22 protein-coding genes are annotated in these 24,172 nt (G+C 70.7%); 14 read left to right on the top strand and 8 right to left on the bottom strand.

Translation table 11 applies throughout. The features are described 5' to 3' along the window. Positions 1-27: 27 nt before the first annotated feature. Entirely contained in the window at positions 28-1,371 is a 1,344-nt protein-coding gene (locus ABZ855_RS05985; RefSeq protein WP_360801599.1) for an amidase, read from the bottom strand. Between the two features lie 261 nt (positions 1,372-1,632). On the opposite strand from ABZ855_RS05985, the gene ABZ855_RS05980 reads away from it, so the two are divergent. Both ABZ855_RS05980 and ABZ855_RS05975 read left to right on the top strand, forming a co-directional pair. Beyond that, positions 1,633-3,507, top strand: a complete 1,875-nt coding sequence (locus tag ABZ855_RS05980) for a family 20 glycosylhydrolase (protein WP_360801596.1) — start codon at positions 1,633-1,635, stop codon at positions 3,505-3,507. A 19-nt stretch (positions 3,508-3,526) separates the two neighbouring features. Continuing rightward, on the top strand, positions 3,527-5,074 hold the full coding sequence (locus ABZ855_RS05975; RefSeq protein ID WP_360801593.1) for an alpha-L-fucosidase: 1,548 nt from the start codon (positions 3,527-3,529) through the stop codon (positions 5,072-5,074). A gap of 94 nt (positions 5,075-5,168) precedes the next feature. On the opposite strand, the gene ABZ855_RS05970 is transcribed toward ABZ855_RS05975, so the two are convergent. Then, on the bottom strand, positions 5,169-5,906 hold the full coding sequence (locus ABZ855_RS05970; protein WP_360801590.1) for a FadR/GntR family transcriptional regulator: 738 nt from the start codon (positions 5,904-5,906) through the stop codon (positions 5,169-5,171). A 166-nt stretch (positions 5,907-6,072) separates the two neighbouring features. Here ABZ855_RS05970 and ABZ855_RS05965 point away from each other — a divergent pair, with 166 nt between their 5' ends. The 8 genes from ABZ855_RS05965 to ABZ855_RS05930 all read left to right on the top strand — a co-directional run bounded on the left by ABZ855_RS05965 (position 6,073) and on the right by ABZ855_RS05930 (position 14,031). Then, on the top strand, positions 6,073-7,155 hold the full coding sequence (locus tag ABZ855_RS05965; protein ID WP_360801587.1) for a sugar ABC transporter substrate-binding protein: 1,083 nt from the start codon (positions 6,073-6,075) through the stop codon (positions 7,153-7,155). Continuing rightward, positions 7,152-8,678 (top strand): sugar ABC transporter ATP-binding protein, encoded by a 1,527-nt coding sequence (locus ABZ855_RS05960; protein ID WP_360801584.1) that lies wholly within the window; start codon positions 7,152-7,154, stop codon positions 8,676-8,678. Before ABZ855_RS05965 ends, ABZ855_RS05960 begins: the two co-directional genes overlap by 4 nt. Further along, positions 8,671-9,696 (top strand): ABC transporter permease, encoded by a 1,026-nt coding sequence (locus ABZ855_RS05955; RefSeq protein ID WP_360801581.1) that lies wholly within the window; start codon positions 8,671-8,673, stop codon positions 9,694-9,696. Before ABZ855_RS05960 ends, ABZ855_RS05955 begins: the two co-directional genes overlap by 8 nt. Positions 9,697-9,766: 70 nt before the next feature. Beyond that, positions 9,767-11,107: an L-fuconate dehydratase gene (locus ABZ855_RS05950; RefSeq protein WP_360801578.1), complete on the top strand. Its 1,341-nt coding sequence runs from the start codon at positions 9,767-9,769 to the stop codon at positions 11,105-11,107. Further along, positions 11,104-11,859 carry an SDR family oxidoreductase gene (locus ABZ855_RS05945; RefSeq protein ID WP_360801575.1) on the top strand — a complete coding sequence of 252 codons (756 nt, stop codon included), beginning with the start codon at positions 11,104-11,106 and terminating at the stop codon, positions 11,857-11,859. Before ABZ855_RS05950 ends, ABZ855_RS05945 begins: the two co-directional genes overlap by 4 nt. A gap of 56 nt (positions 11,860-11,915) precedes the next feature. Beyond that, a complete protein-coding gene (locus ABZ855_RS05940; protein ID WP_360801875.1) occupies positions 11,916-12,887 on the top strand; it encodes an aldo/keto reductase in 972 nt (323 codons plus the stop codon). Further along, on the top strand, positions 12,884-13,198 hold the full coding sequence (locus ABZ855_RS05935) for an L-rhamnose mutarotase (RefSeq protein ID WP_360801573.1): 315 nt from the start codon (positions 12,884-12,886) through the stop codon (positions 13,196-13,198). Before ABZ855_RS05940 ends, ABZ855_RS05935 begins: the two co-directional genes overlap by 4 nt. Next, positions 13,195-14,031, top strand: coding sequence for an amidohydrolase family protein (locus ABZ855_RS05930; protein WP_360801570.1), 837 nt, complete (start codon positions 13,195-13,197; stop codon positions 14,029-14,031). The genes ABZ855_RS05935 and ABZ855_RS05930 overlap by 4 nt, the downstream gene beginning before the upstream one ends. Here ABZ855_RS05930 and ABZ855_RS05925 read toward each other — a convergent pair. Next, positions 14,019-15,446: a lipase maturation factor family protein gene (locus tag ABZ855_RS05925; RefSeq protein ID WP_360801568.1), complete on the bottom strand. Its 1,428-nt coding sequence runs from the start codon at positions 15,444-15,446 to the stop codon at positions 14,019-14,021. The genes ABZ855_RS05930 and ABZ855_RS05925 overlap by 13 nt on opposite strands. 86 nt (positions 15,447-15,532) lie before the next feature. On the opposite strand from ABZ855_RS05925, the gene ABZ855_RS05920 reads away from it, so the two are divergent. The 3 genes from ABZ855_RS05920 (at position 15,533) to ABZ855_RS05910 (ending at position 18,859) form a co-directional block, all read left to right on the top strand. After that, positions 15,533-15,793 (top strand): hypothetical protein, encoded by a 261-nt coding sequence (locus tag ABZ855_RS05920; protein WP_360801565.1) that lies wholly within the window; start codon positions 15,533-15,535, stop codon positions 15,791-15,793. 64 nt (positions 15,794-15,857) lie between these two features. Further along, a complete protein-coding gene (locus tag ABZ855_RS05915; protein WP_360801562.1) occupies positions 15,858-17,945 on the top strand; it encodes a SpoIIE family protein phosphatase in 2,088 nt (695 codons plus the stop codon). Positions 17,946-17,995: 50 nt separating this feature from the next. Next, complete coding sequence (locus ABZ855_RS05910; RefSeq protein ID WP_360801559.1) at positions 17,996-18,859, top strand: DNA-formamidopyrimidine glycosylase family protein; 864 nt, start codon at positions 17,996-17,998, stop codon at positions 18,857-18,859. 43 nt (positions 18,860-18,902) lie between these two features. Here the strand turns inward: ABZ855_RS05910 and ABZ855_RS05905 are convergent, their stop codons facing one another. The 4 genes from ABZ855_RS05905 to ABZ855_RS05890 all read right to left on the bottom strand — a co-directional run bounded on the left by ABZ855_RS05905 (position 18,903) and on the right by ABZ855_RS05890 (position 22,160). Then, positions 18,903-19,562 carry a zf-HC2 domain-containing protein gene (locus ABZ855_RS05905; RefSeq protein WP_360801556.1) on the bottom strand — a complete coding sequence of 220 codons (660 nt, stop codon included), beginning with the start codon at positions 19,560-19,562 and terminating at the stop codon, positions 18,903-18,905. 139 nt (positions 19,563-19,701) lie between these two features. Next, entirely contained in the window at positions 19,702-20,217 is a 516-nt protein-coding gene (locus ABZ855_RS05900) for a hypothetical protein (RefSeq protein ID WP_319201898.1), read from the bottom strand. A 147-nt stretch (positions 20,218-20,364) separates the two neighbouring features. Next, entirely contained in the window at positions 20,365-20,913 is a 549-nt protein-coding gene (locus ABZ855_RS05895; protein WP_319201900.1) for a sigma-70 family RNA polymerase sigma factor, read from the bottom strand. Between the two features lie 770 nt (positions 20,914-21,683). After that, on the bottom strand, positions 21,684-22,160 hold the full coding sequence (locus ABZ855_RS05890) for a universal stress protein (protein WP_360801552.1): 477 nt from the start codon (positions 22,158-22,160) through the stop codon (positions 21,684-21,686). 161 nt (positions 22,161-22,321) lie between these two features. On the opposite strand from ABZ855_RS05890, the gene ABZ855_RS05885 reads away from it, so the two are divergent. Beyond that, positions 22,322-23,161: a polysaccharide deacetylase family protein gene (locus tag ABZ855_RS05885; protein ID WP_360801549.1), complete on the top strand. Its 840-nt coding sequence runs from the start codon at positions 22,322-22,324 to the stop codon at positions 23,159-23,161. Between the two features lie 55 nt (positions 23,162-23,216). Here the strand turns inward: ABZ855_RS05885 and ABZ855_RS05880 are convergent, their stop codons facing one another. After that, positions 23,217-23,879 carry a class F sortase gene (locus ABZ855_RS05880; RefSeq protein WP_360801546.1) on the bottom strand — a complete coding sequence of 221 codons (663 nt, stop codon included), beginning with the start codon at positions 23,877-23,879 and terminating at the stop codon, positions 23,217-23,219. Between the last annotated feature and the right edge of the window lie 293 nt (positions 23,880-24,172).

Raw genomic sequence — 24,172 nt, 5'->3', positions numbered from 1 at the left:
CCCCCATCACTCGCTCCCCATCGGTGATCAGGCGAGCGGAGCCGTCCGCTGCCAGGGGTGCAGCTCCTCCAACTGCTGGGCCACGTCGAGGAGTACGGCCTCCGAGCCCGGACGGCCCACGAGTTGGACCGCGCAGGGCGCGCCCGAGGGCAGGGTGCCGAACGGGACCGCCATCGCCGGCCAGCCCGTCAGGTTCCACGGGGGCGTCATCGGTGAGTAGTTGGTGTTGGCGAGGACGTTGCGCAGCCAGCCCCGCTCGTGCCAGGCCGCGGCGACGGGTGAGCGCCGGGCGAGGGCGGGGGTGAGCAGCACGTCGTGCTCGGCGAAGAACGGCTCGAGGCGCCGGCGCAGCTGTTCCTTGTGCTGCCCCCGCTCGACGTATCCGACGAACCGGCGCCCGACGGCCGCGTGGACCCGGGTCCGCCGGCTCAGTCCGCTCCGGTCGAAGCCCTCCGCGTCCCGTGCCGTGCCCGCCGTCCAGTGCGTGAAGGAGGTCACCCCGATCGACAGCGGGTACGGCGGGTCGGCGGGCCGCACCTCGTGACCGGCGCTGTCCAGCAGCGCGGCGGCCTCACGCGCGGCGGAGACGTACGGCCTGGCGATGGTGACGCCGGTGATGGGGCTGCGGACGGAGAGGGCGACCCGGCGGCCGGCGTGCGCGTCCGACCGTACGAACCGGGTGTCGGCGAGGACCGACAGCATCAGCCGGGCGTCCTCGACCGTCGTCGCCAGCGGCCCGTTCTCCGACATACCGAACCAGTCGCCGTTGCCGATGCCCGCCGGGACGACCCCGAGGCCCGGCTTGATGGTGACGACACCGCAGTTGGCGGCGGGGATGCGCAGTGAGCCCATCCCGTCGTTGCCCAGGGCGATCGGCACCATTCCGGCGCCGACGGCCGCCGCGCTGCCGCCCGACGAACCGCCCGCCGTGCGGGTGGTGTCCCAGGGGTTGCGGGCCGTGCCGAGGGGGCCTTCCGTGGTGCCCCAGATGCAGAGCTCGGGCACATTGGTGACCCCGACGACGATCGCGCCCGCCGCGCGCAGCCGGGCCACGGTGACATGGTCGTGGTCGGCGGGGGTGTCCTGCGTCGCGGTGGAACCGTGCCGCGTCGACTCACCGCGTACACCCAGGTTGTCCTTGACGGCGATGGGTACGCCCGCGAGCGGGAGGTCCGCCAGGTCCGCGCGGTCGGCCACCTCGTCCGCCTCGGCCAGCGCCTCCTTCGCCCGCAGCCGGCGGAACGCTCCGACGCGGGCGTCCAGCAGTTCGATGCGCGCGAGATGTTCGGCCACGACTTCACGGGGCGACACGCGCTTCTCGTGTACGGCGGCGGCGATCTCGGTGGCGGTACGGCCGACCCAGCTGGTCACGGGGGCTCCTCGGGGTGGATACAACACATCGTGCTACGCGTGCGGCGATGAGGCTACTCGTGAGTACAGGGAGCGTCGAGAGCAGTCGGTCTTGGACATTCGGGCCGGGTGTCTTGGACTTTTCTGACGGCGACGCCGTCGACCGTCCTCGCAGACCCGCTGGTCATCCGATCACTGGCTGGATCTGTATGCCGCGAGGCCCCATTGACACCTCCTGGGGCGCGCTCAATCATCACACCTCCGATGAATGGGAGCTTCCAGATGAGTACGTATCGAAGAGGCCGGCTCCTGGGTGCCGTGGTGGCCCTCCTGCTGCTCGCCGTACCGGTCCAGGCGTCCGCGCGTACGGGCGCGGCAGGAGCGGCGAAAGCGGCGGCAACTCCGGTCACCGTGCCCGCGCTCGGCAACTGGACCCCGGAGAGCGGGAGTTACCAGTTCGGGAACGCCACCCGTCTGGTCGCGGACACCGAGCGGGAGCGCCGGGTCGCGGGCACTCTCGCCGACGATCTCCGGGCGGCCGGCCATGGTGTCGTACCCGTCGTGAGCGGTGGCGCGCGAGCCGGTGACATCGTTATCGACGTGGCTCCGGCACGGACCGCCCTCGGCGCCGAAGGGTACGAACTCCGCGCCGGCGCAAGGCTGTCGGTGACCGGCGCGACCGAGAGCGGTGCCTTCTACGGCACCCGCACCCTCCTCCAGCTGCTCGCCCAGGGTGACCGGATCCCCGGCGGACGCACGGTCGACGTACCCCGGTACGCGGAACGGGGCGTCGGCGTGTGCGCCTGCTACATTCACATCTCGACGCGGTGGCTGGAGAACCTCGTACGCGACATGGCGTACGCCAAACTCAACCAACTGCTCCTCGAACTAAAGGTGAAGAGCGACACCCACCCCGAGGCCAACACCTGGGGCTACTACACCAAGGACGAGATACGGCGGCTCGTCGCCCTCGGCGACAAGTACCACATCGAGATCATCCCGGAGATCAACTCTCCGGGCCACATGGACCCGTGGATCGAGAACCGCCCGGATCTGCAGCTCACGGACTCCGACGGCAACAAGCAACCCAGCAGGCTCGACATCACCCAGCCGGCCGCCTTCGACTACTACACGAGCCTGATCGACGAGTACACGCAGGTCTTCACCGGTGCCTCCTGGCACATGGGCGCCGACGAGTACATGCTCGGCTCGGACTTCGCCAAGTACCCGCAGATGCTCCGCTACGCCCGGGAGAAGTACGGGGCGAACGCCACACCCCAGGACGCGTTCATCGACTTCGTCAACCGAATCCGGACCTATCTGGCGGCCAACGGCAAGAAGCTGCGCATCTGGAACGACGGGCTCACCGGAGCCAACACCGTGCCGGTGACCGCGGGCACCACGGTGGAGCACTGGCTGAACGTGGCCGTGAAACCGAGCCAACTCCACGCCCAGGGTTACCCGTTGATGAACGCGGCCTACGCCCTGTACCTCGTCCGGGGCGGCTTCCACACCGACACCAAGGGCCTGTACGACCAGAGTTGGGACCCGCGCAGCTTCGAGGGCGAGAAACTCGCCTCCAGCCAGGGCATCGTGGGCGCGAAGATCAGCCTCTGGCCGGACAACGGGCGGGGCGAGACCGAGAACGAGGTCGCCGTGGACACCGACCCCGCGCTGCGGCATCTCGCGCAGGCGACCTGGGGCGATCCGCATCCGGACGCCACGTATGCCCAGTTCACCGCGCGAGGGACGGCCGTCGGGCATGCCCCCGGCTGGCGGGATCCGGCCCAGGTGCCGGTCGCGGACGGCACGTACACCCTGCGGTCGGGCACCGTCTCACTGGCCGCCGAGGTGCGACGCACGCCCGACGGATACATCACCTTGAAGACCGGGACCGGCTGCCTGGAGGTGCGCGGCGGGAAGCTCACGCTCAACACCCCGCTCCAGCCCGGCGTCGAACTCACCGAGCAGACCTGCGCCACCGCGAACACCCTGCAGCGCTGGGAGTTGGAGCAGTCCGCGGGCGGTTACCAACTCCTCAACGCGATCACGCGGATGGCGGTGCATGTGACCGACGACGGTCGTCTCGTGCAGTACCCGCCGGACCAACGCACGCCCGCCGTCTGGCACTTGACCCCCTCCACTGACCTCCAATGACCCGAGGAGTCCGTTCCCCATGACAGTCTCCAGACGTCTCTTCGTCACGGCGGCCGCCGCACTCGTCGCCTCCAGGGGCACCTCAATGGCCCTGGCCGCTCCGGCCTCGCCGACGGAGGAGCCGGTCTTCCGTATCCCGGTCAGCTCCGCCGACTCCGCCGACACCCTCGTACGCAAGGCCTCCCAAGTCCGGCCCACCGCACGGCAGATCGCCTGGCAGCGGCTGGAGCGGACCGCGTTCCTGCACTTCGGGGTGAACACCTTCACCGGCCTCGAATGGGGCACGGGTGACGAGGACCCGAACGTCTTCCAGCCGACCGGCCTCGACACCGACCAGTGGGCGCGGGCCCTGCGCGACGGCGGCTTCAAACTCGCCATCCTCACCGTCAAGCACCACGACGGCTTCGTCCTCTACCCGTCCCGGTACACCAACCACTCGGTGGCGTCGAGCAGTTGGCGCGGTGGGCAGGGCGATGTGCTGCGCTCGTTCGCCGACTCCATGCGGCGGTACGGGCTGAAGGTCGGGGTGTACATCTCCCCGGCCGACGAGAACCAGTTCCTGCATGGCGTCTACGCCAACGGCAGCGCGCGCACCGAGCACACCATCCCCACCCCGGTCGAGAACGACGACCGTCCGGACGGCCCGACGTTCACCCTCCCCGCCACCGACTACGGCGCCCATATGCTCGACCAGCTCTACGAGGTCCTCACCGAGTACGGGCCCGTCGACGAGGTCTGGTTCGACGGCGCCCAGGGACGCATCCCGCCGGACAAGGTCGAGAAGTACGACTGGGACAGCTGGTACACCCTCGTCCGCACCCTCGCCCCGGACGCCACGATCGCCGTCTCCGGTCCGGATGTCCGCTGGGTCGGCAACGAGGGCGGGCTGGCGCGCGAGAACGAGTGGAGCGTCGTCCCGGTCACCGAGAAGGACTACGGCCGGACCGACTTCGCGCTCTCCTACGACGCGGCGGACATGGGAGGCCGGGACGCGCTCGTCGCGGCTCGCGGGGTCGCCGACTACGTCCAGTGGTGGCCGGCCGAGTGCGATGTGTCGATCAGGGACGGCTGGTTCTACCATGCCGACCAACAGCCCAAATCCGTAGACCAGTTGACCGAGATCTACTTCGGCTCGGTCGGCCGCAACGCCGTACTCCTCCTGAACGTCCCGCCGGACACGGATGGACGCCTCGCCGCGTCCGACGTCACCCGGCTACGGGAGTTCCGGGAGCGCGTGGACCGGGAACTGCCGGCCGACCTGACGCTCGGGGCCCAGGTCACCCGGACTCCGACGACCGTCACCGTCGACCTCGGCAGGGAGGCGGAGGTGAACCGACTACGGCTCGCGGAGGACATCCAGCACGGCCAACAGATCGAGGCCTTCACCGTCGAGGCGTACGTCAACGGCCGCTGGACCCGGGCGGCAGGCGCGGGCACGATCGGCGCCAGCCGAATCCTGCTCCTGACGACCCCGCTCCGGGCAAGGCGCTGGCGCATCCGGGTGACACAGTCACGCGCGGAGCCGAGGATCACCCAGTTCGGCCTGTACAGATCAACGCAGGCCTGACGACCGAAGGCGGGGGGCGGGGGGGCGCACAGCGCCCCCGCCCAGGGGCGCGGGGAACTGCGCGACAAGCCCCCACCGGGCCGGGAGCGGAAAATCACGCCCCTCCCACCGGAGCATCAGGTTGCCCCCGCAACCATTGCTCCACCTCACCCACATGCGCTGCCGCAGCCGCCCGCGCCGCCTCCGGATCGTGGGCGACAAGCGCACGGTGGATCGCCGCATGCTCCCGCCGCGTGCGCGTGAACGCACCCTCCTCCTGGTAGGCGCGCCACACGCGGGCGCGGAACGTGCGGGAGGAAAGGCCCTCCAGGATCGCCGCCATGCTGTCATTGCCCGCCGCAGCGGTGATCGCGCGATGGAAAGCGAGGTCGTGGGCGAGGATCTCCTCGGGATCGTCGGTGGCGTTCATCGCCGTGAGGTGTTTCTCCACCTCCGCGAGCTGGTCCGGGGTGATCCGCGCCGCGGCCAGCGCGGTCGCCGTCGACTCGAGGATGCGCCGGACCTCCAGCAGCTCGGCCAGCCGCGGTCCCCGCGAGAGGTCGGCGACCACACCGAAGGTCTCCAGCAGGTCGCCGGCCTCCAGCTGGGTCACGTAGATGCCCGAACCGTGCCGGGCCTCCAGTACGCCCATCACGGTGAGCGCCCGGATCGCCTCCCGCATCGAACTGCGTGAGATACCCAGCCGGGCGGCGAGATCGCGCTCGGTGGGCAGCCGCTGGCCCGGTTCCAGGCGCCCCTCGCCGATCATCGCCTTGATCTGCTCGATGGCGCGCTGCGTCACGGTGCCCTTCTGTGGGGCGGCCTCTGTGCTGTCGGCCGGGATCTCGTCCACGCCGTGTCCTCCTGTCGCCGGGTGCCGCCGCAGTCTAACCAGCAAGTTGGTCGGACCACTACGGTCGGATTCCGGGAAAATTTGGCCCTGTGGGGTATTCCAAACGGGAAGTGGTCTGATAAATATGCGGGGCATCGCTCGATCCCGCTCAACGAGGAGCCGTCAGATGTTCGAAAGAACCGTGGGAGAACCGAAGACGCGAGTCAGGGCTCGCCGTCTCGGCGCGGTGGCCGTGGCCGCCTGTGCCGGCCTGGTGCTCAGCGCCTGTGGCAGCACCAAGGACACCGTCGCCTCAGGGGGCGACAGTGGTGACGGAACCGGCAAGGTCGGAGTGATCCTGCCGCTGCTGACGTCGCCGTTCTGGCAGTCGTACAACGACTACGTGCCGAAGATGGCCAAGTCCGAGGGCGTCGACGCGCTGAAGACGGTCAACTCCAACAGTGATCCCTCGCAGCAGATCACCGACATCAACAACCAGCTCAACCAGGGCGTGAAGGGCCTGGTGGTCGCGCCGCTGGACAGCGCCGCCATCGAGGCCGGGCTCGACCAGGCCGAGCGCAAGGGCGTGCCCGTGGTGGCCGTCGACGTGGCGCCCGAGAAGGGCAAGGTCGCCATGGTCGTCCGCGCGAACAACGTCGCGTACGGCGAGCAGGCCTGCGACTACCTCGGCAAGCACATCACCTCGGGCAAGGTCGTCCAGATCATGGGCGATCTCGCGTCGGTGAACGGCCGTGACCGGTCCGAGGCGTTCCGAGCCTGTGTGAAGGCCAAGTTCCCGAAGCTCAAGGTCCTCGAGATACCGGCCAAGTGGGAGTCCGACACCGCGGCCTCCAAGCTCGACACGCTGCTGAACGCCAACCCGGACATCAAGGGCATCTACATGCAGGCCGGCGGCGTCTACCTCGCGCCCACCCTCCAGACCCTGAAGTCCAAGGGGATGCTGAAGAAGGCGGGCGAGGCCGGCCACATCGCGATCGTCTCGAACGACGGCATCCCGCAGGAGTTCGACGCCATCCGCAAGGGCGAGATCGACGCGACCGTCTCCCAGCCCGCCGACCTCTACGCCAAGTACGGCATGTACTACATCAAGGCCGCGATGGAGGGGAAGACCTTCAAGCCGGGCCCGACCGACCACGGCTCCACGATCGTCAAGCTGGCCAGCGGCATCCTCGAGGACCAGCTCCCCGCGCCCCTGGTCACCAAGGACAACGTCGACGACACCGCGCTCTGGGGCAACACGGTCGGATGAACAGCCAGCCACGGGAGAACCCGGACACCCCTGCCGTACCGCTCGTCGAGGCGCGCGGCATCACCAAGCGGTACGGCCCCACCACCGCCCTGCAGGACGGGCGGCTCACCGTCCTGCCGGGTGAGTCGCACGCCCTCGTGGGCCGCAACGGCGCCGGAAAGTCCACCCTCGTCAGCATCCTCACGGGCCTCCAGGCCCCCGACGAGGGCACGGTCAGCTTCGACGGCCGGCCCGCGCCTCCGATCGCCGACCGCGACGCATGGCGCTCCAAGGTGGCCTGCGTCTACCAAAAGCCCACCGTGGTACCGGAGTTGACGGTCGCCGAGAACCTCTTCATCAACCGGCAGCCGACCGGGCGCGGCGGAGCCATCAACTGGCGCCGGCTGCGCACCGAGGCCGCCGAACTCCTCGACACCTGGGACGTGCGCGTCGACCCGGAGGCCCGCACCGCGGACCTCAAGGTCGAGGACCGTCAAATGGTGGAGATCGCGCGGGCGTTGAGCTTCGGCGCCCGGTTCATCGTCCTCGACGAACCGACCGCCCAGCTCGACAGCCGCGAGATCGACCGGCTCTTCACCCGGATGCGAGCACTCCAGGAATCCGGCGTCACCTTCCTGTTCATCTCGCACCACCTCCAGGAGGTGTACGAGGTGTGCCAGACGGTGACGGTCCTGCGCGACGCCCGCTGGATCACCACCGCCCCGGTCGCGGACCTGCCGCGCCAGGCCCTGGTGGAGGCCATGGCCGGCGAGTCCATCGCCGAACAGGCCGTCACCGTCAGGGGAGTCGAGCCCGGGGCGCCGGTGCTGCTGGCAGCCGAGGGGCTCACCTCACCGGCGTACGAGAACATCGACCTGACCGTGCGCCGCGGTGAGGTCGTGGGGCTCGCCGGGTCCAGTGGCAGCGGCAAGATCGAGCTGGCCGAGTCCTTCGCCGGGCTCCACACACCAACCGGCGGGAGCGCCCGGCTGGACGGCGCGCGGCTGCCGTTCGGGGACGTGCAGGCGGCCCTGACGGCGGGCGTCGGCTGTGTGCCCCGTGACCGGCACGAACAGGGACTGGTCTCCGGCATGACCGTCGGCGACAACTCCACCATGAGCGTCCTGCGCCGCCTCGGCCGGTACGGGTTCGTCTCCGAGAGCCGCAAACGCGGCTTCGCCACCGCCCTCATCGACCGCCTCGACATCCACACCGAGGGCCCCGAGCAGCCCGTCTCCGACCTGTCCGGCGGCAACGCCCAGAAGGTCGTCATGGCGCGCGCCCTCGCCTCCGACCCCAAACTGCTCGTCCTGATCAACCCCACCGCGGGCGTCGACGTGAAGTCCAAGGAATCCCTCCTCGCGCGCATGGACAGCGCCCGCGAGGACGGCACCGCGGTCCTCGTCGTCTCGGACGAACTCGACGACCTGCGACGCTGCGACCGCGTCCTCGTCCTCTTCCACGGCCGCGTCGCCGCCGAACATCCGGCGGGCTGGCGCGACCACGAGCTGATCGCCTCCATAGAAGGAGTGGACCATGGCTGACACAAAGGCCCCGCCCCTCGTCCCCCTCAGGGCCCCGGACCCGCGTTCGGCCAAGACCGTCCTGCTCCGCCGCGCCCGCGAACTCGCCCTCGTACCAGCCCTGTTGCTGCTCATGGTGCTCGGTACGTTCGTCAACGACTCGTTCCTCACCGAACGCAACCTGATCTCGATCCTCGGTGCCTCCGCCGCCCTCGCGATGGTGGTGCTCGCCGAGTCGCTCGTCCTCATCACCGGCAAGTTCGACCTCTCCCTGGAGTCGGTCGTCGGCATCGCCCCGGCCGTCGGCGCGCTGCTCGTGCTGCCGGCCGCGCAGTCCGGGTGGGGGACCGAACTCCCCGCCGTGCTCGCCCTGTTGGCGATCGTGGCCGTCGGCGGAGCGGTCGGCGCGTTCAACGGCATCCTGGTCGTCAAGTTCAAGCTCAACGCGTTCATCGTGACGCTCGCGATGCTGATCGTGCTGCGCGGCCTGCTGGTCGGCGCGACCAAGGGCAAGACCCTGTTCGGCATGCCCGACTCCTTCTACTCCCTCGCCACCACCACCTTCCTCACCGTGCCCATGTCGGTATGGGTGGCCGGGGCCTGCTTCGCCGTCGCCGGGCTCGTCCTCAAGTACCACCGCGTCGGCCGCGCCCTGTACGCGATCGGCGGCAACGCCGACGCGGCCCGGGCCGCCGGCATCCGGGTCGAACGGGTGATGCTCGGCGTGTTCGTCGTCGCCGGTGCGCTCGCCTCCGTCGGCGGGATCATGCAGACCGGTTATGTGGGCGCGATCAGCGCCAACCAGGGCAACAACATGATCTTCACCGTGTTCGCGGCGGCCGTCATCGGCGGCATCAGCCTCGACGGCGGCAAGGGCACCATGTTCGGTGCGCTGACCGGCGTACTTCTGCTGGGTGTCGTGCAGAACCTGCTGACCCTGGCCCAGGTGCCGTCGTTCTGGATTCAGGCGATCTACGGCGGGATCATCCTGGTCGCGCTCATGATCGCTCGCGTGACGACGGGACGTGCGCAGGACTGATCCCGAGCCACCCCTGACGTACCCCTGAGGTTCCCCGGTGGAACCCCTGCCACTGACCGAAAGGCATCCCGTGTCCCCGACCCCCGCCCGCGTCATCGCGGTCGACACCTACGACATCCGGTTTCCGACCTCGCGGGAGCTCGACGGCTCCGACGCGATGAATCCCGACCCCGACTACTCGGCGGCCTACGTCGTCCTGCGCACCGACGCGGGCGACGGGCACGAGGGGCACGGGTTCACCTTCACCATCGGGCGGGGCAACGAGGTCCAGGTCGCCGCGATCGACGCGCTGCGCGGGCATGTGGTCGGCCGATCCGTCGACGAGCTGTGCGCGGACCCCGGCACCCTGAACCGCGACCTGATCGGCGACAGCCAGTTGCGCTGGCTCGGCCCCGAGAAGGGCGTGATGCACATGGCGATCGGCGCCGTCGTCAACGCCGTCTGGGACCTCGCCGCCAAACGAGCGGGCCTGCCCCTGTGGCAGCTGCTCGCCGAGGCCGAACCCGAGTGGCTCGTCAAGCAGGTCGACTTCCGCTACCTCACCGACGCGCTCACCCCCGACGAGGCACTCGACCTGCTGCGCCGGGGCCGGGAGGGCGCCGCCGAACGGACGGCCGACCTGCTGGCGAAGGGCTTCCCCGCCTACACCACCTCCGCGGGCTGGCTCGGCTACGACGACGAGAAGCTCACCCGGCTCGCCACCGAGGCCGTCGCCGACGGCTTCACCCAGATCAAGCTCAAGGTCGGATCGGACCTCGAGGACGACGTACGCCGCTGCCGGGTCGCCCGCAGCGTGGTCGGCCCCGACATCCGGATGGCGATCGACGCCAACCAGCGCTGGGACGTCGAGGAGGCGATCCGCTGGACCAAGGCGCTCGCCGAGTTCGACCCCTACTGGATCGAGGAACCCACCAGCCCCGACGACATCCTCGGCCACGCGGCGATCCGCCGGGCCGTCGCCCCCGTCAAGGTCGCCACCGGCGAACACGTCCAGAACCGCGTCGTGTTCAAGCAGCTCCTGCAGGCCGACGCCCTGGACATCGTGCAGATCGACGCGGCCCGCGTCGGCGGCGTCAACGAGAACCTCGCCATCCTGCTGCTCGCGGCCAAGTTCGGCGTCCCCGTCTGCCCGCACGCGGGCGGTGTCGGCCTGTGCGAGCTCGTCCAGCACCTGTCGATGTTCGACTACGTCGCCCTGGCCGGCACGACCGAGAACCGGGTCATCGAATACGTCGATCATCTGCACGGCCACTTCCTCGACCCCGTGGTGATCAGGCAAGGTCATTACCAGGCACCTACGGCGCCGGGCTTCTCCGCGGCGATGCGGCCGGAGTCCGTCGCGCAGTACACGTTCCCCGGCGGCACCTTCTGGGCCGCCGACCTGGCGAAGGAGAAGGGGCAGGCCGCATGACCGACTTCGAGGGTCTCAAGGCGCTGGTCACAGGGGGTGCGTCCGGCATCGGCCGGGCCACCGCGCAACTGCTGGCCGCGCGCGGCGCACAGGTCGCCGTCCTCGACCTCGACCCGTCGTCGGTCGAGAAACCACTGCTCGGCTACCGCGCCGACGTCACCGACGACACGTCCGTGCGGGAGGCGGTGGCCGCCGCTGTCGCCGACCTCGGCGGTCTCGACATCGTCGTCAACAACGCCGGCATCGGCGCCCTGGGCACCGTGGAGGACAACGACGACGAGGAATGGCACCGCGTCTACGACGTCAATGTGGTCGGCATGGTCCGTGTCTCCCGCGCCGCGCTGCCCCACCTGCGCCACTCGGCGCACGCCGCCATCGTGAACACCTGCTCGATCGGCGCCACGGCCGGCCTGCCGCAGCGCGCCCTGTACTGCGCCACCAAGGGCGCCGTGTACTCCCTGACCCTGGCCATGGCCGCGGACCACATCGCCGAGGGCATCCGAGTGAACTGCGTCAACCCGGGCACGGCCGACACCCCGTGGGTCGGCCGGCTTCTAGACTCGGCCGCCGACCCCGTCGCCGAACGCGCCGCGCTGGAGGCCCGCCAGCCCACCGGCCGCCTGGTCTCGGCCGACGAAGTGGCGGGCGCCATCGCCTACTTGGCGAGCCCCCTGTCCGGCGCCACCACCGGCACCTCACTCGCCGTCGACGGCGGTATGCAGGGCCTGCGACTGCGTCCGGCGGCCCGGTGAACCTGCCGAACCACACCCCAGGAAGCGAGCCCGGGTCCGTACCTGGGCCCCTGCCGGTGCACACGCTCGGCCGCACCGGCGTCGAGGTCACCGGCCTCGCCTTCGGTGCCGCAGCCATCGGCAACCTCTTCACCGAGGTCACCGACGAACAGGCGCACGACGCGGTGTCCGCCGCCTGGGACGCGGGCATCCGCTACTTCGACACCGCCCCGCACTACGGCATCGGCCTCTCCGAACGCCGCCTCGGCGCTGCCCTGCGCGAGCACCCGCGCTCGGCGTACACGATCTCCACGAAGGTCGGCCGCCGTCTGGAGCCCGCCGGCACCCCCACCGGCGACGACCTCGCCAACGGCTTCGCGGTCCCCGCCACCCACACCCGCGTCTGGGACTTCAGCGCCGACGGCGTACGCCGCACACTGGAGGCGAGCCTGAAGCGGCTCGGCCTCGACCACGTCGACGTCGTCTATCTCCACGACCCCGACGACCACGCCGAGGTCGCCTTCCGCGAGGCCTACCCGGCGCTGGAGAGACTCCGCTCCGAGGGCGTCGTACGGGCGATCGGCGCGGGCATGAACCAGACGGAGATGCTCACCCGCTTCGTCCGGGACACCGACGTCGACGTGGTCCTGTGCGCCGGCCGCTACACACTCCTCGACCGGAGCGCCCTCACCGAACTGCTGCCGGCCGCCGTGGAACGCGGTACGTCCGTCGTGATCGGCGGCGCCTTCAACTCCGGTCTGCTGGCGGACCCGAGACCCGGGGCGACCTACAACTACGCTGCGGCGCCAGGCGAGTTGCTGGACCGCGCCCAGCGCATGAAGTCCGTCGCCGACCGGCACGGCATCACCCTGCGGGCAGCCGCGCTCGCCTTCTGCGCGGCCCACCCGGCCGTCGCCGGGGTCCTCGTCGGCACCCGTTCGGCCGCCGAAGTCCGCGACTGCGCCGAGCAGTTCGCGGTGTCCGTGCCCGAGGCCTTCTGGCAGGAACTGAGAGACACCGGCCTGCTGTCCACCGAGGAGCCGTCATGAGAGTGGCCTTGCACACGAAGGTCCGCGCCGACCGCGTCGCCGAGTACGACGCCGCCCACCGTGAGGTCCCCGTCGAGCTGACCGACGCGATCCGCGCCGCCGGCGCCACCTCCTGGACGATCTGGCGCAGCGGCACCGACCTCTTCCACGTCCTGGAGTGCGAGGACTACGGCCGCCTCCTCGCCGAGCTGGAGAAACTGCCGGTCAACATGGCCTGGCAGGCCCGGATGGCCGAACTTCTCGACGTCGTGCACGACTACTCCGCCGAGGGCTCCGAGGCGGGCCTGCCCGTCGTGTGGGAGCTGCCGTGACCGTGATCGACGCACACCACCATGTGTGGGACCTGTCGGTCCGCGACCAGGACTGGATCGCCGAGGACAGCCCGCTGCGCCGGGACTTCACCATGGACGACCTCGCACCGCGGGCCCGCGCGGCGGGCGTCGACCGCACGATCCTCGTCCAGACGATCACCGTGCCCGAGGAGACCCCGGAGTTCCTGGCGCTCGCGGCCCGGCAGGAGCCGATCGCGGGCGTCGTCGGCTGGACGGACCTGACCCGCGGCGACATCGCCGACGAGCTGGCCCGACTGCGCGAACTCCCCGGCGGCGAGTACCTGAAGGGCATCCGCCACCAGGTCCAGGGCGAGCCGGACCCGGAGTGGCTGCTGCGCCCTGACGTACGCCGTGGCCTTGCCGCGGTCGCCGACGCCGGCCTGGTGTACGACCTGATCGTGCTCCCGCACCAGCTGACCGCGTGTGTCAGGGCGGCCGAGTCACTGCCACAACTCACCTTCGCCCTGGACCACTTGGGCAAACCGCCGATCGCCTCCGGCGCACTGGAACCCTGGGCCTCGGCCCTCCGCTCCCTGGCCGCACTGCCCAACACGGTCGCGAAGCTCTCCGGCCTGGTCACCGAGGCGGACCACGCCTCCTGGACGACCGGTGAGCTGCGCCCGTACGCGGACACCGCCCTGGACGCCTTCGGCCCCGGCCGGCTGATGTTCGGCTCGGACTGGCCGGTGTGCACGCTCGCCGCCTCGTACGGCCAAGTGGTCTCCCTGGCCGAGGAGTTGACCGCCTCCCTCGACGCGAGTGAACGCGAGGAGGTCTTCGCGGGCACCGCGACCCGCGTCTACGGCCTCTGAGCCGAGACGCGGGCCAGCCGCGTCGGCGGCATGAACTCCCGTACGTACACCCGCTCCCAGTACGCCCCCGTCGCCCGCCGCTCCCGCCAGGTCGTGTACCGGTACCGGAAGAGGCGGGCGCGGACGTAGTGCGGGGGCGCGTCCGGCGGGAACGGGGAGCGGCGCAGCAGCCGGAGCGTGTCGCGGTCGTTGTCCAGGAGCCGTTCGACCATCGCGCCGAACCACGACCCGGCGTACGCGGGCGACAGCGCGGCGAACCACATCATCCAGTCGAGGCGCAGATGATAGGGCGCGAACTGGCGTGGCCGGCGCGCCGGTTGGCCGGGTTTCCCCTTGAACTCGTACTCCCGCCAGTCGGAGTCCTCGCGCGGGACGTCGTCGTCCGTGCCCTCGACGATCACCTCGTACCGGACCCGGCTGACGCTGCCGAAGGCGCCGTAGCTGTTGACCAGATGAAGCGGGTCGAAGGAGCGGTTCATGACCTGGCGGGGCGAGAGCATGTTGCGGACCGGACGCCAGCTGAGGGCCACCAGACCCCCGGCGACCGCCAGGACCACGATCTCGTACCAGAGCGGGGTGTCCGGGACGGGACTCGGCGCGGTGTCCGGGAGACGCACCGCCGACAGTGCCAGCACGATCGTGAGCCAGTTCAGCCAGGCGAAGTTGCCCGACAGGACCAGCCACAGCTGGGTGACGATCATCAGGGACGCGGCGGCCGTCGCCACCGGCTGCGGGGTGAACAGCAGCACGGGGACCGCGAGTTGGGTCAGGTGGTTGGCGGCCGTCTCGACCCGGTGGACCGGCCTCGGGAGACGGTGGAAGTACCAGCTCAGCGGACCCGGCATCGGCTGGGTCTCGTGATGGAAGTCGAGGCAGGTCAGTTTCCGCCAGCAGGCGTCGCCGCGCATCTTGATCAGCCCCGCCCCGAACTCCACCCGGAACAGGATCCAGCGCAGCAGGAACAGCACCACGACCGGCGGCGCGACCTCGTCGTTGCCCAGGAAGACGGCGAGGAATCCCACCTCCAGAAGCAGTGACTCCCAGCCGAAGCCGTACCAGGTCTGGCCGACGTTGACGATCGACAGATACATCACCCAGGGCAGCAGCCACAGCAACATGCCCGCCCACAAAGGGAGTCGGGAGTCCAGCCCGGCGAGCAGCGCCACCGACACCGCACAGCCGGTCCAGGACCAGACGGCGAAGAAGCGGTCGGAGTAGTGGAGTTGGAACACGCTCGGTGCCTGCCGGAAGTCCACCCGGGCGACCAGACGGGGGACCGGAAGCATGCCCCGCTCGCCGATGAGCGCCCGGAACTGGAGGGCCGCGCCCAGGAACGCGACCAGATAGACACAGGCCAGGCCCCGCTGGAAGGCCAGCCGGCTCAGCCAGTAGCCGGGTGCGTCGAACCACTCCATCTCGCGTGCTCCTTCCTCCCCCCAGTGTGACGCTGGGTGACGTTCTCGGCTTGCGTGCGCCGAGCGGGTGACGCAGACAATGGGGAATGCACCGGACTCTTGTCACCACCTGCGCACTCTCCGCAGCCCTGCTCATCGGGGGCTGGGACGGCGACCCGACCGGCGAGGAGGTACTGATCCCCGACGACTTCGGCATCGGCACGGCCCTGGATCCCTGCGAAGAGATCGGCCCCGACACCGTCCCGGAGATCCCCGACCTCCCCGACGGCGGCGGCCGGATCCCCGACGAGAACACCCCCTACGAAGCCTTTGCCCCGTCCGATCCCTGTGAGGGCGTCGGCGAGTGAGCGAAGTCCGGCGAATGACGTCGGACAAGTCGAAGAATCAGCCAAAAACTGGCAGGGTGGGCGCATGGCTGATCGGGGAGCGAGCGCCCTGTCACTCCCGGACGACTGGCCCGCCCACCCGGACCCGGTTCTGGCGCTCAATCGCATGGGGACGTTCGACTGGGACCTGGACGCAGGCCTGTTCCACATGGACGCGCTGGCGTACGAGATCTTCGACATACGCCCCGAGGAATACGACGGCCACCCCGAGAGCCTGGCCATCAGGGTGCCCCCGATGGAGGGCCGCCGGCTCGATTCGGTCGTCGCCGAGGCCATGAAGGACGGCAGCGAGAACTACGGCACCTACTTCCGCCTCCGCCGCCGGGACGGCGCCCTGCAGTGGACCCACACCCAGGGCTACATCCGCCGTGACGAGACCGGCCGCCCGCGCCGGGTCATCGGCATCGTCCGCGACGCCACGCAGGAACTGCGGGACAGCCAGGCCCGTACCGAACAGGCCGCCAAGGACGAGGTCCGGCGCCGCCAGACCAATGTCGTGCAGGTCATCACGGCCGCCCTCGCGCACGCCCGCACCGTCGAGGACGTCATCGACGTCCTCACCAACTCCCACGGCGTCCCCCACCTCGGGGCGGCCAGTCTGGTCATGGGGCTGGTGGAGGCCGGCCGCATCCGGCTGGTCGCCGAGGGCCCGGCGGGCGCCTCCGTGCCCGGCACGCGCATCACCCGTATCGACGAGCCCTACCCGATGGGCGACGTCGTACGGACCCTCAGCCCGCGGTTCATCGAGTCGCCCGAGGAGTTCGCGGCCGGTTACCCGATCCTGTGGCCGCATCTCGTCGACCTGAAGGTCACCTCGGCCGCGTATCTGCCCCTCATCGCGCAGGCCCAGCCGATCGGCGCCATGGGCCTGCTCTACAACGACCGGTACGGCTTCTCGGCGGAGGACCGGGCCGTGCTCGTCGCACTCGGCACCAGCATCGCGCAGAGCCTCCAGCGGGCCATGCTCTTCGAACAGGAGAAGGACCTCGCCCAGGGCCTCCAGCAGGCCATGCTGCCGCGCTCCATCCCCAACGTGCCCGGCGCCGACATCGCCGTCCGCTACCGCGCCGCCTCCTCCGGCGGCCAGCTCGGCCGGGACATCGGCGGCGACTGGTACGACGTGATCCCGCTGCCGGGCGGCCGGGTCGGCGCGGTCATCGGCGACGTCCAGGGCCACGACACGCACGCGGCGGCCGTCATGGGCCAGCTGCGGATCGTCCTGAAGGCGTACGCGGCCGAGGGGCACCCGCCCGCGACCGTGATGGCCCGGGCCTCCGTCTTCCTGCACGAACTCGACACCGGCCGCTTCGCGACCTGCCTGTACGCGGAAGCCGACATGTCCACCGGTGTGCTCCAGGTGGTCCGCGCCGGCCACCTCGACCCGCTGGTGCGACACGCCGACGGCAGCTGCCGCCGCGCCCACGTGGACGGCGGGCTGCCGCTCGGCCTCTCCGCCGAGTTCGGCCGCCTCGAATACCCGGTGGCCACCCTAGAGCTGGAACCCGGCGAAACCCTGGTGCTGTGCACCGACGGGCTCATCGAGCAGCCCGGCGCCGACCTCGCCGACGGCCTGCGCACCCTCAGGAAGCTCATCGCCGCCGGCCCGGAGAGCGTCTGGGAACTCGCCGACCGGCTGATCGAGGTGGCCGACGAGCGCAGCGGGGACGACGACGTGGCCCTGCTGCTCCTGCGCCGCCGGGGACTGGCCGCCGTACAGTCCGGCGAGCGGCTCCAGCAGCACGTCCCGCCTGCCGACCCCGACGCGCTGAGCGAGGCCCGGCACATGATCGGCGCCGCGGTCCGGGCCTGGGGCGCCCACGCGCGCGCCGACGAGGTCGAACTGGTGGCCGACGAGCTGATCACCAACGCCCTGATGCACACCGAGGGCGCGGCGGTCGTCACCCTGCGCGTGCTGAGCGGACCCGAACGCCGGCTGCGCGTCGAGGTCGAGGACTCCTCCAGCGCCCTGCCGCGCCGCCGCGAGGCGGGGGAGACCGGGGTCTCCGGGCGCGGTCTGCTCCTGGTCGACCTCCTCACCGACGACTGGGGCGTGGAGGCGCGGGGCGGCGGCAAGGTCGTGTGGTGCGAGTTCGTGGTGCCGCCCACGAGCTGAGCCGGCGCCCACGAGCTGAGCACCGGCGCGGGCGGTGGCACTCTGGACCTATGCCGGAACTTCCCGAGGTCGAGGCGCTCAGGGACTTCCTCACCGAACGGCTCGTGGGCCATGAGGTCGTCCGGGTGCTGCCTGTCGCGATCAGCGTCCTGAAGACGTACGACCCACCGGTCACCGCCCTCGAGGGCCGCGAGATCACCGCCGTGCACCGGTACGGCAAGTTCCTCGACCTGACGGCGGACGGCGGCCCGCACCTCGTCACCCATCTGGCCCGCGCGGGCTGGCTGCACTGGCGCGACCGCCTCCCCGACGGCCCGCCGAAACCCGGAAAAGGCCCGCTCGCACTGCGTGTCGCCCTGGAGACGGGCGAGGGCTTCGACCTCACCGAGGCGGGCACCCAGAAGCGGCTCGCGGTGTACGTCGTCCACGATCCGCAGGAGGTGCCCGGCGTGGCCCGCCTCGGCCCCGACCCGCTCGCCGACGACTTCGACGAGGCCCGCCTGACCGCTCTGCTGGCGGGGGAGCGGCGCCAACTGAAGGGGGCGCTGCGCGACCAGAGCCTGATCGCGGGGGTGGGGAACGCCTACAGCGACGAGATCCTGCACGCCGCGCGGATGTCCCCGTTCAAGCTCGCCGCCTCGCTCACGCCCGAGGAGAACTCCCGGCTGTACGAGGCGCTGCGCTCGACGCTCACCGAGGCGGTCGTGCGCTCCCGGGGACTTGCTGCAGGCCGCCTGAAGGCCGAGAAGAAGAGCGGGCTGCGGGTGCACGGCCGCACCGGCGAGCCCTGTCCGGTGTGCGGCGACACCGTCCGCGAGGTCTCCTTCAGCGATTCCTCGCTCCAGTACTGCCCGACCTGCCAGACGGGCGGCAAGCCGCTCGCCGACCGGCGTATGTCACGCCTGCTGAAGTAGCGCAACAGGCGCCCCCCGAAGGATGGTTCGGGGGCGGTTCGGGTCAGGGGGCGTCGAGTGTCACCAGGCGCAGGCCGTCGGTGGTGCGCAGCTCGTACTTGTCGATCTGGTCCGAGTGCAGGGTCGAGGCGCCCATCATCGTGCTCGCGCGGGCGTCGTGCTCGGGCACGTTCCAGTTGGTCAACGTCTCTTCCGTGCCGTCGTCCGCGATGGCGACGAGATGGCAGGCACGGGGGCCGGCGCCGTCCTTGACCTTCAGTTCGATCTGGCTGCCCCAGACCGTGTCCTCACTGGTGACCTGTGCCCAGACGCCCGACCGCTCGTCGGTCGCGGCGACCTGGTGGGTCCGGTCGGCGTCGTCGCCGGCGCTCGCCATGATCGCGATGCCGGGCCCGGCCACCGCGAAGACCACGGCGGCGGCCACGGCGTACAGCCAACGCCGCCGGTCGGCGCGTCGCCGGTTCGCCACTTCGCCGAGCAGCCGGTCCAGAAGACTGGGACCGGGTTGAGCCATGGGGTGCACGGAGCGCGGCGTGGCCCGCCGGTACAGCAGCAACTGCCGTGTGGCGGGACCGAATTCAGTCACATGGGCCGCGCACTGAGGGCACTCCATGAGGTGGTCCTCGAAGCGGAAGGCGTCCGCCTCGTCGAGCACGCCGAGCGCGTATGCGCCGACGTCGCGATGCCGTTCCAGGGACCTCATGCCGAATCCTCGTGCCGATGGTGATGGTGGGGTGGTGTTGCTCCCACCGGTACGCACCGGATCGCGGAATCACTCAAGCCCCATACCGAATCGAGACCTAAGGTGTTCGGAGCGGACGGGACCGCGGATTGGTCGGATTCTAAAAAAGATGGATCGCCAGATGACCGAGGGGCAGTCCCAGCCGCCAGGCGGGGGTCCAGACCTTCGGTCCGTCGTCCTCACCGAGCACGGGCCCGCCACCCGGAACGGCGTCCAGGTCCGGTGCGAGCAGCTCGGTCTCCTCCAGCCAGCGCCAGGCGGCGGCGGCCAGGTCCAAGTCGGGTGCCGGCGCTCTCGATTCGAGTGCGTCGGCCGCCAACCTGGAAATACGTGTCCGGACCCAGTCCTGCCAGGGCTGGTCGTACGCCGTCAGCGAAAGCCACTTCTCCAGTTGAGTGATGACCCGGATTCCCGAGAGCTCACCGCTGGTGTCGGACAGGAAGATGGTGAGCGCCAGCGCGTCCCGACCCGCGCGGAACTCGAAGGACGTGGGCGGCATCAGATCGCCCGTTCGCAGCAGCTCGTCGGCGATGTACTCGGCGTACAACCAGGCCATGGGGACGGTGAGTTCGCCCCCGCCGGTGCCGTCCGTGCCCTCTTGACCTCGGTGCAGCATCCCTTCCTGCCTTCCTCCGGTGCGTGCGCGTCGCCCGACCCCGGGCCTCCGGGCTGTAGCCCGGTGCGGACACGGATGAAGACAGCTCATTGCTCAACCATGGTCCTCAGCAAGGCGCTTTACCGAGGTTTGACCCGACCATTGGTTTCAGCGCAGGTCGGCCGCATAACCCGGAAGGACTCGGCGCAGGGCGCGCAGCGCGTAATACGCGCGGGACTTCACCGTACCGGGCGGGATACCCAGCGCCGTCGCGGCCTCCGCCACACTCGCCCCCTGGAAATACACCAGCACCAGGACTTCACGGTGCTCGGGAGTGAGTGTCTTCACAGCCTCCCGCACATCGAGCGTCGCCGCGGACCGTTCCGCGTGATCGGCGCACACCCGCGCGTTCTCGAGGATCGCGTCCCCGACCTCGGCGGGCCGCGCCTGCCGGGCCCGCCGCGCGTCGATGGCGAGCCGCCGTCCCACGGTCAGCAGCCAGGGCCGCACCGACTCGAAGGCATCTGCGCGCAGCGCCTCCGGGTGCTGCCAGGCGCGTACGAGGGTCTCCTGCACCAAATCCTCGGCGCGCTGCCGGTCGCCGTCGCACAGGCGCAGCAGCAGGGCGAAGAGCGGTCGGCCGTGCTCGCGCTGCAGCGCGGCCAGCTCGTGCTCGGCGGTCGTCGTCCCGTGGGTGATGGTGGTTCCGGCCGTCATGGCCGTATGGCATCGCAAGGTCCCGATTCGGGACAGAGCACGGACGGGAGTCTGCGGCGGACGGTCGGACGCGTCGACGAACGGTGCGACGAACGGTCTGAACGGGAACTTCCTCCTCCGGACATGCGCACCGCCCCGCCGCGGCCCGGAGGCGGCGGTGGCGAGGTGACTCGCCCGAACGCACCCGCGGAACGCCGACGCGGGCGCCGGGCACGCGTCCCGGTCCGAGACGGGGTCCCTGAGCCTGGGCGCGCGCCCCGAACGGGCTGCTGGCGGCGGCCGACAGCTGCGGGGTGCCGGTGTGGTGGCTGGGGTGCGGTGGGGGCCGATGGTTGCGGGGCGCGGGCGCAGGGCGAGCGTTCCCGTCCGTGACGTGGCCCGTGAGCGGGGGCGCGTGCCCGAATGGGCTGACGGCGGCGGCCGGCAGGTGCGGGGTGCCGGTGGGTGCCTGGGGCGCGATGTTGGCCCGATGGTTGCGGGGCGTCGGCGCGGGCGCCGGGCGCGCGTCCCCGTCCATGGCGTGGCCCCTGAGTCGGGGTGCGCGTCCGCACGGGCTGACGGGACGGGGGCCGACAGCTGCGGGGCGCCGGTGTGGTGGCTGGGCCATTACCGGGCTCGACGGTTGCAAGGCGTGGGCAACCGGGCGCGCGTCCCCGTCCGGAACGTGGGCCCTGTGGCTGGGCGCGGGCCGTGACCGGCCGGCGGCCCGACAGGCACCGGCACCGGCACCGGCACCGGCACCGGCACCGGCGTCGGCGTCGGTGTCGTGGCTAAGGCACGACCGTGACCGGCCAGCGGCCTGCTTTTACCAGGCGGATCGCGACCGAGCCGATGAACCGATGGCCCGCCTGTTCGGACGCGCCCACGACCACCGCGTCCGCCTTCAGGTCGTCGGCGGCCTTCACCATGCCCGTGTACGGGTCCCCGCGGAAGGTGTGGAACTCCCACCGGACATCGAATATCCCCTTGACCTGCTCGGTCGCCTCCCGGATCTGCGCGATGAGATCCTCGGCCACGCTGTTCGTCGCCTCCGCCACGGGCGCCCCGAACGCCGCGCCCGCCGCCATCATCGGCTGTACGTACACCAGGGCGAGCAGCGCGTTCTGGCGCCGGGCCAGACCCGCGGCGTAGGACGCGGCGCGGAGCGAGGACTCGGAGCCGTCGACGCCGGCCACGATGACCTTCGGCCCGTCAGTACCCCGCTCGAACTGGTGCTCGCCCCGCGATGAGTGCTGCTGTTCCGTCACACTTCGAGGCTATCGGCAGCCGGGGGCCCACCGGGCACGCGGGGAGGCTCCGGGAACCCGGCACAGGCGCGCCCGTCCCGGCTGGGCCCAACGGGTGCATTCGTACCGCCGCACCGGTGCCGATGCGGGGCGGCAGGACCGTACCGGGCGACTGATGAGTCATGACGAAGGATCAGTTGCTCACACGGCGCCGGTTGTTGACGATCGGCGGAGCCGCCGCCGTGGGAGCGGCCGGTACGGCCGCGCTGCTCACCGCCGACCCCGGGAACACCCCGGCCGGGCGGCCCGTCGCGGGTCCCCCGGCCCTCCGTGCGCTCAAGCCCTCCGCGTACCGCCTCGAACCCCTCACCGGCTACGGCCCGCCGCAGCCCGCCGCCGCCCACGGGCGCACCCTGGTCCGCCACGAGCCGCTGCTGCGGGTGTCCGGACGTGGCCGCACCATGGTGCTGACCTTCGACGACGGCCCGGACCCCCGCTACACCCCGGACATCCTGCGGACCCTGCGCGAGCACGACGTCCGCGCGATGTTCTTCGTGTGCGGGGAGATGGCCGTCAACAACCAGGACCTGCTCGCCGAGATGGCCGAGGACGGGCATGTCGTCGGCAACCACACCTGGTCCCACCCGCTGCTGACCCGCCTCACGCGCTCCGAGATCCGCTCCCAGATGGAACGTACCTGCGAGGTCATCGAGGACGGCTGCGGCGAGGCCCCCGCCTGGTTCCGCGCCCCCTACGGCGCCTGGAACCGGGCCGCCTTCCAGATCGGCGCCGACCTCGGCATGGAGCCGCTCGCCTGGACCGTCGACACCCTCGACTGGATGGCCCCGGGAACCCGCAGGATCGTCGACCGGGTCGAGCGCGGCGCCGCCCCGGGTGTCGTGGTCCTCTCGCACGACGCGGGCGGCGACCGCTCCCAGAGCGTCCGGGCGCTGCGCGACTATCTGCCGCACCTGCTGGATTCCGGCTACCACATCACCGTACCGACGCGGCAATACACATAGTCGCCCGTGACCTGATCACAGGTCACGGGCATTCGCCCGCCCGGCCGGGGAACGCTCAGCGAACCTCGACCAGGCGGGCGAACACCACCACATTCCCGTTGTAGCCGTTCTGCTTGGAGAAACCGCCCCCGCAGGTGATGACCCGGAGTTCAGGGGTGTTCCTGCTGCCGTAGACACGGTCACCGGGGAAGTTGTTCTTGTCGAAGACCTCGATGCCGTAGATCTCGAAAACGGCCACCTTTCCGTCCTGGCGCTGGACCTCGACGCGATGTCCCTTCTTGAGGGCCCCGAGTCCGTAGAAAACGGCGGGGCCCAGTTTGTTGTCCACGTGTCCGACGACCACCGCGGTGCCCTTCTCGCCGGGCGACACGGCACCGGTGAACCAGCCCGCCAGATTCGGGTCCTCGGGCGGCGGGGCGTCCACCCAGCCGGCCGCGTCCAGGCCCACCGGCAGCACCGGCGCGTCGACCGAGATCGCCGGGATCCGCACCCGGTCGACCACCGAGAACGGCAGCGCGGCCGGCACGCCGGAGAAGGTGCCGCCGGGAACGCGGCTGTCCGCCGCCGCGGCCGACGCGGGCTGTGGCGGACCGACGTCGAACTCTCCCGAACCATTTCGAATGAGAGCGAGGCCGGTCAGCAGAACAAGCGCTATCACGCCCCACGGAGCGCGCTTCTTCCGCCGCTCCTCCTCTTCCGCCAGCTCGGACGCAGACATTCGCCATCCCCTCTCGACCCGGCCGTCGCCGTGTCAATCGCGCATACGACCACGCTAAGTGCCCGGCGGAAAACCGGCGACGGGGCAGCAGCGAACGGGTGGCGGACGTGTGGTGCGTCATTCGTCCGGGCGCCATCCGGGTCGACGGGAAAGTATTTTTTCTGACGGTCCGTGACCTGCGGCAATATCCGATTGCGCGGTATTCCTTCGGCGTGTCCTCTCACCAGTACGGACCATTCCCGAAATGCGGCTGCGCGCACGGCATCTGAGGGTTCGTCTGGGAGGCGTTTTCT

This window comes from Streptomyces sp. NPDC047042, from assembly GCF_040644035.1.
GTDB lineage: Bacteria > Actinomycetota > Actinomycetes > Streptomycetales > Streptomycetaceae > Streptomyces.
This window is presented reverse-complemented; position numbering and strand designations above follow the sequence as displayed.

Bases quoted from the DNA above. Each gene is read 5' to 3' on its own strand.
- ABZ855_RS05980 (WP_360801596.1), top strand. From the start codon at position 1,633: ATGAGTACGTATCGAAGAGGCCGGCTCCTGGGTGCCGTGGTGGCCCTC.
- ABZ855_RS05975 (WP_360801593.1), top strand. From the start codon at position 3,527: ATGACAGTCTCCAGACGTCTCTTCGTCACGGCGGCCGCCGCACTCGTC.
- ABZ855_RS05965 (WP_360801587.1), top strand. From the start codon at position 6,073: ATGTTCGAAAGAACCGTGGGAGAACCGAAGACGCGAGTCAGGGCTCGC.
- ABZ855_RS05960 (WP_360801584.1), top strand. From the start codon at position 7,152: ATGAACAGCCAGCCACGGGAGAACCCGGACACCCCTGCCGTACCGCTC.
- ABZ855_RS05955 (WP_360801581.1), top strand. From the start codon at position 8,671: ATGGCTGACACAAAGGCCCCGCCCCTCGTCCCCCTCAGGGCCCCGGAC.
- ABZ855_RS05945 (WP_360801575.1), top strand. From the start codon at position 11,104: ATGACCGACTTCGAGGGTCTCAAGGCGCTGGTCACAGGGGGTGCGTCC.
- ABZ855_RS05935 (WP_360801573.1), top strand. From the start codon at position 12,884: ATGAGAGTGGCCTTGCACACGAAGGTCCGCGCCGACCGCGTCGCCGAG.
- ABZ855_RS05925 (WP_360801568.1), bottom strand. From the start codon at position 15,446: ATGGAGTGGTTCGACGCACCCGGCTACTGGCTGAGCCGGCTGGCCTTC.
- ABZ855_RS05920 (WP_360801565.1), top strand. From the start codon at position 15,533: ATGCACCGGACTCTTGTCACCACCTGCGCACTCTCCGCAGCCCTGCTC.
- ABZ855_RS05915 (WP_360801562.1), top strand. From the start codon at position 15,858: ATGGCTGATCGGGGAGCGAGCGCCCTGTCACTCCCGGACGACTGGCCC.
- ABZ855_RS05910 (WP_360801559.1), top strand. From the start codon at position 17,996: ATGCCGGAACTTCCCGAGGTCGAGGCGCTCAGGGACTTCCTCACCGAA.
- ABZ855_RS05905 (WP_360801556.1), bottom strand. From the start codon at position 19,562: ATGAGGTCCCTGGAACGGCATCGCGACGTCGGCGCATACGCGCTCGGC.
- ABZ855_RS05900 (WP_319201898.1), bottom strand. From the start codon at position 20,217: ATGCTGCACCGAGGTCAAGAGGGCACGGACGGCACCGGCGGGGGCGAA.
- ABZ855_RS05895 (WP_319201900.1), bottom strand. From the start codon at position 20,913: ATGACGGCCGGAACCACCATCACCCACGGGACGACGACCGCCGAGCAC.
- ABZ855_RS05885 (WP_360801549.1), top strand. From the start codon at position 22,322: ATGACGAAGGATCAGTTGCTCACACGGCGCCGGTTGTTGACGATCGGC.
- ABZ855_RS05880 (WP_360801546.1), bottom strand. From the start codon at position 23,879: ATGTCTGCGTCCGAGCTGGCGGAAGAGGAGGAGCGGCGGAAGAAGCGC.